Source organism: Brevibacterium aurantiacum, from assembly GCF_007558825.1.
In the GTDB taxonomy this organism is placed as follows: Bacteria; Actinomycetota; Actinomycetes; order Actinomycetales; family Brevibacteriaceae; genus Brevibacterium; species Brevibacterium aurantiacum_A.
The window spans coordinates 186,576-199,043 of record NZ_VLTK01000003.1; the positions used below are offsets into that span (position 1 = coordinate 186,576).

Genomic DNA, 12,468 nt, shown 5'->3' on the forward strand with positions numbered 1-12,468 from the left:
TGACCGGCCTTCCCATCTCCCTGGAGAGTCTGGCGACTCACCTCAGGAACTGCTCCTGATACATATCAGAGATCGAGGTCCGCCTCGAAGTTGCCTTCTTCCAGACGCGCCTTGATCGTCTGCAGGAATCGTCCTGCATCCGCACCGTCAACCAACTGGTGGTTGTAGGTCAACGGCAGGTAGACCATGTCGCGGATGGCGATGGACTCTTCCCCGTCTGCAGTCTTGACGACGATCGGACGTCGCACAATCGTACCGGTGCCCAGAATGCCCATCTGCGGCTGATTGATGATCGGAGTATCGAACAGAGCTCCCACCGAACCGATATTGGTGATGGTGAACGTTCCACCCGAGAGCTCATCAGGCATGATCTTGTTGTTGCGAGTTCGGTCCGCGACATCGTCGATGGACTTCGAGATCCCGGCGATGCTCAGGTCGCCAGCGTCTTTGATCACAGGCACGAGGAGTCCCCGAGGGGTGTCCACAGCGATCGCCAGGTGCTCATGATCGAAGTACGTGATCTGCTGAGATTCCAGATCGTACTGCGCGTTGACCTTCGGGTGCTGCTTGAGCGCCTCGACGACGGCCTTCCCGAAGAACGGCAGGTAGGTCAGCTTCGAGCCGTGCTTTGACTGGAAGGCTTCTTTGTTGGCCTTGCGCAGCTTCACGACCTGAGTCATATCGACCTCGACCACCTGGGTCAGCTGAGCCGATACATCGAGGGACTCGCTCATCCGCTTGGCAATCGTCTGGCGAATGCGCGAAGCCTTCTCCGTGGTGCCACGAAGCTTCGCAGCCTCCTCAGGAATCTCGAGCTTGAACGGTGCCTTGGCGCCGCCGGCTGCCGGAGCTGCCGAACCCGACGTTGCCGAACCACGATTCGCGGCCGCGGCGACGACGTCCTGCTTGCGGATGCGTCCGCCCACACCGGTGCCGGTGACCGAACTCAGATCGACTCCCTCATCGCGTGCCAGACGCCGCACGAGAGGGGTCACATATGCGGCATTCTCACCAACGGTGTCAGCAGCGGCGGGAGCAGATGCTGGACTCTCGGACTTCGCCGCGGCAGGCTTCGACGCCGCAGGGGCAGAGGTCTCCTGCTTCGGCGCTTCATCTGCGGGTGCGGACTTCTCGTCCTCGGCAGGTGCTTCTTCCTCTGGTTCCTCAGCAGGGGCTTCCTGAGCCTTTTCCTCCTGAGGTTCTTCATCAGCGGCGGAAGACTCTGCCTCAGCCGACTCCGAATCGGAGGATCCCGAGTCGGAGGAGGCGGGAGCGCCCGAGCCGACGCGAGCCAACGGTGCTCCGACCTCGACGGTCTCGTCCTCTTCGGCCAGGTGTGCCTGAACTGTTCCTGCCACTGGGGAGGGGACCTCTGTGTCGACCTTGTCGGTGGACACCTCGAGCAGAGGTTCGTCGACTTCTACCTCTTCGCCGACCTCTTTGAGCCACCGAGTAACGGTGCCTTCGGTCACGGACTCACCAAGCGCTGGCATGGTGATCTCGGTGCCTTCGCCTTCGGAACCCGACGAGGCCGGTGCTTCAGCAGCTGATTCGTCTGTGGAGTCAGAGGCTGTCTCCACGGCTTCCTCTTCCGCTGCGGGCTCCGATCCCTCGGCTGCTTCGGACGAGTCCTCATCGGAGGAGTCTTGCGCCTCGGTCGAGTCTGCGGAATCGGATCCGCTGCCGTCGCCGATGTAGGCAAGGTCTCCACCGACTTCGACGACATCGTCTTCGTCGGCCAAGATCTTCTCGAGAACACCTGCGTACGGGCTGGGGATCTCCGTGTCGACCTTGTCGGTCGACACCTCGAGCAACGGCTCGTCTACTTCGATTTCTTCACCGACGGACTTCAGCCAGCGGGTGACTGTTCCTTCGGTCACCGACTCACCGAGAGCCGGCATCTGCACGGAATTCGACATGTCTTTCGTCTCCTCGGATCTTAAGAGTGGAAGTGCAGGGGTTTGCCGGCAAGGGCCAGGTGGGCCTCGCCGAGTGCTTCATTCTGCGTCGGGTGAGCGTGAATGAGTTGCGCAACTTCCTCTGGGAATGCCTCCCAGTTGACGATCAGTTGGGCTTCGCCGGCCTGTTCGCTCAGTCGAGCGCCAATGCCGTGGACGCCGACGACGGGTCCGTCCTTCTCACGGATGACCTTGATCAGACCCGTGGTATTCAGGATCACGGACTTGCCGTTGCCACCCAGGTTGTATTCGATGGATTCGACGCTGTCGGCTCCATACCGCTCTTCGGCCTGCTTGGACGAGAGTCCGACAGAGAAGATCTCAGGTTCGCAGTAGGTCACGCGAGGAATACCGGATTCCAACACAGGAACCGGGTTGAGTCCAGCGATCTCCTCGGCGATGAAGATTCCCTGACCGAAGGCACGGTGGGCCAGCTGCAGGCCGGGAACGATGTCGCCGCAGGCGTAGATGTTGCCGACGCCGGTGTGGAGCCGCTCATTGGCCAGGACGAATCCGCGGTCCATAGGGATGCCCTGCTCTTCGAAGCCGAACCCGTCGGTGACCGGGCCACGGCCGACAGCAACGAGGAGGTACTCGGCTTCGAGGACCGAACCGTCTTCGAGAGTCACCTTGACTCCGTCGGCGGTCTCTTCGACGCCCTTGAACATGGTGCCGAGCTTGAAGCCGATCTTGCGTTTCTTGAAGGCACGTTCGAGGTTCTTCGAGATCGTCTCGTCCTCGTTGGCCACGAGGTGCTTGAGTCCCTCAACGATGGTGACCTTGGCACCGAACGACGACCACACGCTGGCGAACTCGACGCCGATGACGCCGCCGCCGAGGACGATCGCTGAGCCGGGGACCTTGTCGAGCTCGAGAGCTTCGGTGCTCGTGATCACACGCTCGGTGATGTCGAGGCCGATGGTCTTCGACGTCGAACCCGTCGACAGGAGAACATTCGTGCCGGTGACGGTGTGCTTGCCGTCTTCACCTTCGACCTCGACCGTGTCCTTGCCGACGAGTTTGCCGGTGCCGAAGTACGTGTCGATTCCACGTGCTTTGACCAGACCCTGCAGGCCCTTATAGTTGCGAGAAATGACATTGTTCTTGTAGTCGAGAACTTTCTCGATGTCGATGCCCTTGAATTCGACCTCAATGCCGAAGTTGGACGATTCCTTCGCTGTGTCAGCGACTTCTGCAGCATGCAGAAGCGCCTTCGTCGGAACACAACCGCGGTGCAAGCATGTGCCGCCAACCTTGTCGCGTTCGATCAAAGCAACCTTCATGTCGAGCTCTGCAGCGCGCAGCGCGGCGGCGTAGCCGCCGGTTCCGCCGCCCAGAACGACAAGGTCGTAGGTCAATGAGTCACTCACGGATTACTCCTCGTAGCTGTGAATAAGCCTGCCTTACGCAGCTTTCCTTCTATCTTTCCACTTTTCTCGCCAAGGGCGAAAGCACACGCTGTCTGTTTGGACACAGGTGGCGATGATCACGTCAAGATCGACAGCATGTAGAAATCTGGTGTGTCAGTTCACCTGCTTCGCTGCTTGGATGAGGGTCCGAACTGCCGCGCCGGTGGCGGCGATCGGGGTGTAGCCGAATGCGGACCCGGTGTTGAAGCTCGGTCCGGCGATGTCAATGTGTGCCCAGTTCGCGTCCTCGCCGACGAATTCCTGGAGGAATGCGGCGGCGGCGAGCATACCGCCGTGGCGGGGACCGGAGTTCTTCAGGTCCGCGGCATTGGAGTCGAAACCGGAGAGCATCTCCTCGGGGATGGGCATTGCCCACATCTCTTCACCGGCAACCGCGGCTGAAGCGGTCACGAGATTGCGTGCAGCCTCAGCGCCCATGACGCCTGACGTCCGATTTCCCAAAGCCACTACCTGCGCACCTGTCAGTGTGGCCACGTCGATGAGCAGATCAGGATTCTCTGCGCTGGCGTCTGCCAACGCATCGGCGAGGACCAAGCGGCCCTCGGCATCGGTATTGGTGACTTCGACCGTCTTGCCGCTGCGCATATGCAGCACGTCGCTGGGACGAGTAGCCGATGATCCCGGCATGTTCTCAGCCAGGGGCAGCCAGGCAGTCGCGCGGACTGGCAGTCCCAGGTCTGCAATGGCGAACAGGGCCTGGACGACGGCTGCCGCACCGGCCATGTCGGACTTCATGTCCTCCATGCTCGCTGCGGGTTTGAGGGAGATGCCGCCGGAGTCGAAGGTGATGCCCTTGCCGACGAAGCTCACGTGACGCTCGGCACCCTTGGGGGAGTATTCGACTTTGACCAGACGCGGGCCGCGGGTTGATCCCTGGCCGACACCGATGAGTCCACCGTATCCACCGGCTTGGAGTTCCTTCTCGCCGAGGACGCTCACTTTGAGCTTGCGTTCCTTGCCCTGATCCTTGACGCGCTGGGCGAAGGATTCGGGGTAGAGATCGAGGGGAGGGGTATTGACGAGGTCGCGAGCACGATTCGTCGCTGCGGCGATGATCGCGCCGTTGGAGTGTGCTGCCGAGTGCTCTTTGCTCTTGGGCCCGAGGATGGTGACCGCTCCGGGCACCTTGTCTGCGTCCTGGCTGCGGTAGTCGATGAAGCGGTAGGCGCCGAGGCCCGCACCGATGGTGACGGCTTCGACTGCCTGAGCGGTGATGGCCGGCAGGCCCACAGCAATCGAATCCACACCGTCGAGGGCACGCAGGGCGCTGCCTGCGGCGCGGCGGAGGACTTCGTGCGACTTCGCTGCGGCGTCATTGCCGGATGCTGTGGAGTCGAAGGCGCCGAGACCGACCAGCAGGATGCTCGTCGAGGAGAAGCCCTTGGGCGCGGCTACTCGTGCGGTGGATCCGGCCTTGCCGCTGAATTCGATGGCGCGGACCACGTCCTCCAGAGCGGTGCGTGCGGTTTTCGCAGTGTCGAGGCCGAGGACCTTGTCGTCAGCGACTCCCAACACCAGAACGGAAGCGGTGGCTTTCACGAGTGTGGTCGAAGAGTAGCTGGTGGGCGTGGATGCACTGGGCATATATTCCCTTTCATCGTCTTTGAACGTTGAATCGATCCTAATGCCATTTCACGGGGGATGGATAACGGTGACCGTTCTGAACAGGGAACTGTGTGAATTCCCTCTGTCTGTGAACCGTGCCGCCCTTCGGCCGATCTTTCACCTGACATATTCTGGAGGTGTGTACTCACTTATCTTCAAACTCTTCTTCGCCCCCATGGATGCCGAACGCGCACATCATGTGTCGTTCACAGCGCTGAGAATCCTCGACTCCGTCCCTGGTCTGGGACGTCTGCTGCGTTTGGTTCTGGCCCGCGGCACCCGCGATGAGGTGGATGTGCTGGGCCTGCGCTTCCCCAATCGCCTCGGACTCGCAGCTGGTTTCGACAAGAACGGTGAAGGGATTCGCGCGCTGTCTGCGCTGGGCTTCGGCCATATCGAGGTCGGCACGATCACCGCTCATGCTCAGCCCGGCAATGACAAGCCTCGACTGTTTCGTCTGCGGGACAATCTTGCGCTGCTCAATCGGATGGGCTTCAACAACCAGGGTGCCCGGCAGGCTGCTTTCAACATCGAAAAGCAGCGGAGGTCGATTGTCTCCCTGCCTGATGCCCAGCGCCCGATCATCGGGATCAACATCGGCAAGACCAAGGTCGTCGACGCTGCCGATGCGGTCGAGGACTATGCGAGTTCAGCGCGGTTCTGTGCGCCTCTGGCTGACTACCTCGTCATCAATGTGAGTTCGCCGAACACTCCGGGTCTGCGTGACCTGCAGTCTGTGTCGAGTCTGGAGCCCATCATCGACGCCGTGCGCTCTGCCGCCGCCGAGGTGGTGACAACTCCTCGTTCCACGCTCGGTCATGTGCCGCTGCTGGTCAAGATCGCACCCGATCTCAATGACGACGATGTCGTAGAGATCTGTGATCTCGCGGTGCGTTCGGGTGTCGATGGCCTCATCGCCACCAACACCACGATCGATCGGGACGTGCTGACTGGTCGGGAAGCTGACTTCGCTCGCGGCCAGGCTGGTGGAATCTCGGGCCGACCGTTGGCTCGCCGGTCGATGGAAGTCCTGCGGTTGGTCAAGGCCACCGTAGGCGAGAACTTGAGCATCATCTCGGTCGGCGGAATCGCTGATTCCAATGACATCAGCGCCCGACTTGCGGCGGGCGCTGATCTTGTTCAGTCCTATTCGGAGATGATCTACTCCGGACCGTTCTGGCCCGGACGGATCATCCGCGCCAGGCGGGCCCAGACTCTGCTCACTCGGGGTACTGGCGGCGCTTGACCTGAGGCTTCGGCATGCGCAGCGGACGGATCTGGACGCTGCGCATGATCGCGTAGAAGGCCAGGCCTCGTTCGACGGTTCCGAACTTGGCTTTCAACCGTCCCTTGAGGATGTAGTTGACGATGACGCCGTCGAGGATGACCAACGCCAGCAGGCCCCAGACCGCGTAGGTGAAGTACTGCTGAATGGCGACCGGCTGTGTGAATGCCACAACCAAGATCAGAATCGCGGCGGGGATGAACAGCTCACCGATTGAGAAGCGAGCATCGATGTAGTCGCGAACATAGCGACGCTGGGGACCTTTGTCGCGGCGTGTGAGGTACTGCTCTTCGCCGTTCATCATGCCGATGCGGGCACGATCGCGGTCCTTGCGCGTCTGTTCCTTGGCCCTCTGGTTCGCCACCTTGCGATCCTTCGAAACCAGCGGCTGCTTACGCACCGATTCCTGTTGACTGCGCTTGGGCGTCGGTCGTCCTTTCTTCTGCTCAGCCTCACGCTGCGTGGCAGCACCAGGGTGTGAACCGTCATCGTTCACCGGTCGATTGTCGGAGGATTGCGCATCCTCATGAGATTTTTTGCTTCCGAACACCTAATGAATACTACCTTTGGAGAATGAGCGAATCGACTTCTGCACTGGACAGTGCACAATTACATGCCGAACTCGACACTATTTTCGACGAGGTCATCGACCAGTTGACCGATCTCGTGGCGATCCCCTCGGTCGCCTGGCCGAGCTTCGATCCCGCCAACGTTCAAGCCAGCGCCGAAGCAGTCGCCGGCCTCGCCCGCAATCTGGGCCTTCACGTCGACATCCTGAGCGCGGCACAGGAGGACGGAACGGACGGGTACCCGGCAGTTGTCGCCTCGGTGCCGGCTCCAGCAGGTGCACCGACCGTACTGCTCTACGCTCACCACGACGTCCAGCCTCCCGGCAAGCCCGAAGCTTGGGAGACCGAACCCTTCATCGCCACCCGGGTCGGGGATCGTCTCTATGGTCGTGGGGCCGCCGACGACAAAGCCGGCGTCATGGTCCACCTCACATCGCTGCGGCTCCTGGCAGACCGCCTCGGCGTAGGGGTGAGACTCTTCATCGAAGGCGAGGAAGAGGCTGGCAGCCCGAGCTTCCGCAACTTCCTGGAGACCTACCAGGACAAACTTGCTGCCGACGTCATCGTCGTTGCCGATTCCGGGAATTGGGCGGCGGGCACTCCAGCTCTGACAACCAGCCTGCGGGGCATGTGCGCCATCGAGTTCGAGATCTCCACACTCGATCACGCGGTGCATTCGGGAATGTACGGCGGAATCGTCCCCGACGCGATGCTGGCCATGACGCGGGTGCTGAGCAGCCTCCACTATGAGAACGGCTCCGTTGCCGTCCAAGGACTCAAGTCACAGATCGACAGCGACATCGACTACGAAGAGTCGACGATCCGCTCCGACTCCGGTGTTCTGGAATCGACTTCACTCATCGGTTCCGGATCCCTGGCTTCCCGACTGTGGACCCAGCCTGCGATCACCGTCATCGGACTCGACATCCCCGACGTCGATGTCTCCTCGAACACTCTCCAGTCCAGCTTGCGGGCAAAGCTGTCGATCCGGTTGGCCCCAGGAGACACACCCGAGGACGCGGCCCAGGCAGTCGAAGCGCACCTGCGTGACAATCTTCCCTTCGGCGCCACCCTCACCATCGGAGACACGGAGGGTGGCAGCCCATGGCAGGCAGACGCGAACGATCCCGTGGTGCAGACCGCCCAACGCGCCCTCACCGAAGCATGGGGGCAGGAGTCCGTGACCATGGGCATCGGCGGCTCGATCCCTTTCATCGCCGATCTCCTCGAGGTGTTCCCCCAGGCCTCAATCCTCGTCACCGGAGTCGAAGACCCGGACGCCAGGGCACACAGCGCGAATGAGTCGCTGTACCTGCCCGATTTCAAGGCGGCAATCGTGGCCGAAGCGCTTCTTCTGCAGAAACTGGCAGCGAGTTGAGGGCGACTCGGGAATAGGTTCATCGTCGATAGCGTTGTGCGCGGTGTAGCCTGGAGACAGGCAGGATCGAAATAAGGAGTAACCATGACTGTGACGAACGAAGCGATGGCCACGCACGAGGTTGAACTGTCGAGCACGGCGGCCGACAAGGTGCGCAGCCTGTTGCAGCAGGAAGGTCGCGACGACCTGCGACTGCGTGTGGCCGTTCAGCCCGGCGGCTGCTCTGGTCTGATCTATCAGCTGTACTTCGACGAGCGTCAGCTCGACGGTGACGCTGTGCGTGACTTCGACGGAGTCGAGGTCATCGTGGATCGGATGAGCGTGCCCTACCTCGGTGGCTCGACCATCGATTTCGCTGACACCATCGAGAAGCAGGGCTTCACGATCGACAACCCGAACGCTGGCGGCTCCTGCGCATGCGGCGACTCGTTCCACTGATGTCCGCCCGCTGAGACAGACCTGAAAGTCACCGAGATGGACCTGGAGGATCTGCGCGCCGTGTCATACACGGCAACGCAGCCCCAGGTCCTCTCTTCGTATCGGGCCGGACTGTTCCCCATGGGCATCGGCAACGGCGGCACCGGACGAATGGGATGGTGGGCACCGCGACGTCGAGGTGTGCTGTTCCCAGGGGACCTCAAAGTCAGCAAGAGTCTGCGCAAGTCCATGCGCCGCTTTGAATGCAGCGTAAACATGGATTTCGAACGGGTCATTCGCGCCTGCGCGGACCCCAGCAGGCCCGGCAGCTGGATCACCGAAGACATCATCGGCCTCTACTTGGGCCTCCACTCAGGGGGATGGGCTCATTCTGTCGAAGTCAGATCAGAAGGCGTCCTCGTGGGAGGTCTCTACGGTGTGGCCATCGGCTCGTTCTTCGCCGGAGAATCGATGTTTCACACCCAGCGAGACGCCTCGAAGGCCGCACTTGTCCACCTCGTCTCCCTCCTCGATGGAACCACGGCTCCAACACTTCCCACCTCGGTCGACACTGATGACGACGCGAATGGATGGCTCATCGATACGCAGTGGCAGACGTCACACCTGGCGAGCCTCGGCGTGTCGGAGATCAGCGGTCTCGACTACTCCGCTCGGCTAGATTCCGCTCTCCGCGGGAATCGTTGTCAGGTTTTTCTCAACAAATGATCATTTGCATGTGAATTTCTACCGCTTGTAGCGGTACTCTGGGAACTGACATAGTAAGAATTCGTCCTTCGGGCATCCGGAGGACGAATACGGTTGTGAAAGGCTGCACGTGGATTCTCCGAATCAGGCAGGACCGGGAAGGTCCTGGGCGAAGCGGCTCGGCACTCTGGGCGCCGTCGCTGTACTGGCGTTGCTGTCCGGCTGCACGAAAGAGCAAGTCTCCACAGGATTCTTCCCCGCCGAATCGAAGGGCGCCACCAACCACACCGAGGCCTACACCTCACTGTGGAACGGCGCATGGATCGCCCTGCTGATTGTGGGGCTGATCGTCTGGGGGCTCATCCTGTGGGCGATGGTCGCTTACCGCCGCCGCAAGAACGATCGCGGACTGCCTGTGCAGCTGCGCTACAGTATGCCGATCGAAATCCTGTTCACGGTCACCCCAGTCATCCTGGTTCTCGGATTCTTCTTCCAGAGCGTCCAGGTCATGGAGAAGACCACCGACGACACCACTCCCGGTGAACAGGTCATCGAAGTTGCCGCAAAACAATGGGCGTGGGACTTCAACTACGTCAATCAAGACGTGTACTACGCAGGTACGCAGGTTCACCTCGATGGCTCTGAGAAGCCGGGGGAGAAGGCACCGACTCTGTACCTTCCGGTCGACACCGACCTCGAGATCAAACTTCGCTCACGAGATGTCATCCACTCGTTCTGGGTCCCCGCATTCCTCGAGAAGCGCGACATGATTCCTGGTCACGACCAGAGTCTGCATCTGCGCGCCGAGAAAGAAGGCGAGTACGTAGGCAAGTGCGCCGAGCTGTGCGGTGAGTACCACTCGGAGATGCTCTTCAACGTGAAGGTCGTATCCAAGGCCGAATTCGAGGACTACACCAAGTCCCTCGGCGACGAAGGCAACAAGGGTCAGCTCGGTCCTGAGTACGATCGCAACTGGTACCCGAAAGAAGGTGCTGAAAAATGACCGCAACGATGAATCAGCCGGCTCTTGATGCCCCTGTTGTTCCTCGGAGCAAAGGAAAGGTCATCGTCGACTGGATCACGTCGACAGACCATAAGACGATCGGCTACATGTATCTGATCGCATCGTTCATCTTCTTCTGCGTCGGTGGCGTCATGGCGCTCATCATCCGGCTCGAGCTCTTCGATCCGGGCATGCAGATCATTGAGACGAAGGAACAGTACAACCAGCTGTTCACAATGCACGGCACTCTCATGCTGCTGATGTTCGCGACTCCGTTGTTCGCCGGCTTTGCCAACGTGATCATGCCGCTGCAGATCGGTGCCCCAGACGTGGCTTTCCCTCGTCTCAACGCCTTCGCCTTCTGGATGTTCCTCTTCGGTTCGCTCGTTGCCCTGTCCGGATTCCTCACCCCTCAGGGTGCGGCCTCGTTCGGATGGACCGCATACGCGCCACTGAGCAATACAACGTTCACTCCGGGTGCCGGAGGCAACCTCTGGGTACTCGGCTTGGCGCTGCAGGGGATCGGAACGATCCTCGGCTCGGTCAACTTCATCACCACCATCATCACGATGCGTGCTCCAGGTATGACCATGTTCCGTATGCCGATCTTCACCTGGAACACTCTGATCACCGGCATCCTCGTCCTGATGGCCTTCCAGCCCCTCGCAGCCGCTCTGCTCGTGTTGGGCGCCGACCGAATACTGGGATCACACGTCTTCAGCCCCGGCAACGGCGGACCGATACTGTGGCAGCACCTGTTCTGGTTCTTCGGTCACCCAGAGGTCTATGTCATTGCCCTGCCCTTCTTCGGCATCGTGACGGAGATCTTCCCGGTATTCAGCCGCAAGCCTGTCTTCGGCTACAAGGAACTGGTCTTCGCGACGATCTCGATCGCGGCACTGTCCGTGACCGTGTGGGCCCACCACATGTATGTCACCGGTGTTGTCGCACTGCCGTTCTTCGCCTTCATGACAATGCTCATCGCGATTCCTACAGGGGTGAAGTTCTTCAACTGGGTCGGCACGATGTGGCGGGGATCGATCACCTTCGAGACTCCCATGGTCTGGTCGATCGGGTTCCTCGTCACATTCCTCTTCGGTGGTCTCACCGGTGTCATCCTGGCCAGCCCTGCTCTCGATATGCAGGTCTCGGACTCCTACTTCGTCGTCGCTCACTTCCACTACGTGGTCTTCGGCACAGTCGTGTTCGCGATGTTCGCCGGTTTCTACTTCTGGTGGCCGAAGTGGACCGGCAGGATGCTCAATGAGAAGCTGGGGCACATTCACTTCTGGATGCTGTTCGTCGGCTTCCACGGCACCTTCCTCGTCCAGCACTGGCTGGGAGTCGACGGAATGCCCCGTCGCTATGCTGACTACCTCCCACAAGACGGCTTCACATGGATGAACCAGGTGTCGACTGTCGGCGCAATGCTCCTCGGCCTGTCCATGGTTCCCTTCTTCTGGAACGTGTGGATCACCGCTCGCAATGCACCGAAGGTGACAGTCGATGACCCATGGGGTTACGGCGGATCACTGGAGTGGGCGACTTCCTGCCCACCTCCTCGCCACAACTTCACCTCGCTGCCGCGCATCCGTTCCGAACGCCCGGCATTCGATGTGAACCACCCGGAGCTGCTCGAGTACGCCGGGCACGGGACCGCAGAGCCGCAACTCACAGGAGGTAACGTCAAGTGAAATCCTCGATCTATGTCTTCATGATCTGTGGCATCTTCTTCGCAGCCGTTGGAGTCTTCTATGGGTTCTACACGGACTTCGCTGAGATGGTCGGATTCCCAGCATTGCTCCTCGTCGGTGCGATGTCCTTGATGATCGGCGTCTACCTGTGGCTGACAGACCGTCGGGTCGGTCGCCAGCCGCAGGATAATGAGCATGCAGAGATCTCCGATGCAGATGCGGACTATGGCTTCTTCAGCCCTTGGAGCTGGTGGCCGATCGCGTGTGCCGGTGCGGCCGCTGTGGCGTTCTACGGAATCGCCATGGGCTGGTGGATCTTCCCGTTCGGTGCCGTACTCGGCCTGGTAGCTCTGGTCGGACTGTCGTACGAACACGATCGTGGGGACCACGCCCACTGATCCGTTCAATCACGAACACCGATAAC

General features: G+C 60.7%; 11 protein-coding genes. 7 read left to right on the plus strand and 4 right to left on the minus strand.

Annotation, left to right across the window (positions count from 1 at the left end):
- Positions 1-65: 65 nt before the first annotated feature.
- The 3 genes from sucB to FO013_RS05775 all read right to left on the minus strand — a co-directional run bounded on the left by sucB (position 66) and on the right by FO013_RS05775 (position 4,972).
- Entirely contained in the window at positions 66-1,919 is a 1,854-nt protein-coding gene (gene sucB / locus FO013_RS05765) for a 2-oxoglutarate dehydrogenase, E2 component, dihydrolipoamide succinyltransferase (RefSeq protein ID WP_143921621.1), read from the minus strand.
- 20 nt (positions 1,920-1,939) lie between these two features.
- The gene (gene lpdA, locus FO013_RS05770; RefSeq protein WP_143921622.1) at positions 1,940-3,328 is read right to left on the minus strand and encodes a dihydrolipoyl dehydrogenase; all 1,389 of its coding nucleotides are present in this window, start codon (positions 3,326-3,328) and stop codon (positions 1,940-1,942) included.
- Positions 3,329-3,481: 153 nt separating this feature from the next.
- Positions 3,482-4,972, minus strand: a complete 1,491-nt coding sequence (locus FO013_RS05775; protein ID WP_143921623.1) for a leucyl aminopeptidase — start codon at positions 4,970-4,972, stop codon at positions 3,482-3,484.
- A gap of 160 nt (positions 4,973-5,132) precedes the next feature.
- Here FO013_RS05775 and FO013_RS05780 point away from each other — a divergent pair, with 160 nt between their 5' ends.
- Positions 5,133-6,239 (plus strand): quinone-dependent dihydroorotate dehydrogenase, encoded by a 1,107-nt coding sequence (locus FO013_RS05780; protein WP_143921624.1) that lies wholly within the window; start codon positions 5,133-5,135, stop codon positions 6,237-6,239.
- Here FO013_RS05780 and FO013_RS05785 read toward each other — a convergent pair.
- Entirely contained in the window at positions 6,214-6,774 is a 561-nt protein-coding gene (locus tag FO013_RS05785) for a DUF3043 domain-containing protein (protein WP_235347010.1), read from the minus strand. The two genes, FO013_RS05780 and FO013_RS05785, sit on opposite strands and share 26 nt — an antisense overlap.
- Positions 6,775-6,851: 77 nt before the next feature.
- Between FO013_RS05785 and FO013_RS05790 the strand changes: the two genes are divergently transcribed.
- The 6 genes from FO013_RS05790 to FO013_RS05815 all read left to right on the plus strand — a co-directional run bounded on the left by FO013_RS05790 (position 6,852) and on the right by FO013_RS05815 (position 12,442).
- The gene (locus tag FO013_RS05790; protein ID WP_143921626.1) at positions 6,852-8,225 is read left to right on the plus strand and encodes a dipeptidase; all 1,374 of its coding nucleotides are present in this window, start codon (positions 6,852-6,854) and stop codon (positions 8,223-8,225) included.
- 84 nt (positions 8,226-8,309) lie between these two features.
- On the plus strand, positions 8,310-8,663 hold the full coding sequence (locus tag FO013_RS05795; protein ID WP_101618722.1) for a HesB/IscA family protein: 354 nt from the start codon (positions 8,310-8,312) through the stop codon (positions 8,661-8,663).
- 36 nt (positions 8,664-8,699) lie between these two features.
- Positions 8,700-9,368: a leucyl/phenylalanyl-tRNA--protein transferase gene (gene aat / locus FO013_RS05800; RefSeq protein WP_143921627.1), complete on the plus strand. Its 669-nt coding sequence runs from the start codon at positions 8,700-8,702 to the stop codon at positions 9,366-9,368.
- A 109-nt stretch (positions 9,369-9,477) separates the two neighbouring features.
- Complete coding sequence (gene ctaC / locus FO013_RS05805) at positions 9,478-10,350, plus strand: aa3-type cytochrome oxidase subunit II (RefSeq protein ID WP_143921628.1); 873 nt, start codon at positions 9,478-9,480, stop codon at positions 10,348-10,350.
- The gene (gene ctaD / locus FO013_RS05810) at positions 10,347-12,044 is read left to right on the plus strand and encodes an aa3-type cytochrome oxidase subunit I (RefSeq protein WP_143921629.1); all 1,698 of its coding nucleotides are present in this window, start codon (positions 10,347-10,349) and stop codon (positions 12,042-12,044) included. Before ctaC ends, ctaD begins: the two co-directional genes overlap by 4 nt.
- Entirely contained in the window at positions 12,041-12,442 is a 402-nt protein-coding gene (locus FO013_RS05815) for a cytochrome c oxidase subunit 4 (RefSeq protein WP_143921630.1), read from the plus strand. The genes ctaD and FO013_RS05815 overlap by 4 nt, the downstream gene beginning before the upstream one ends.
- The last annotated feature ends 26 nt before the right edge of the window (positions 12,443-12,468 follow it).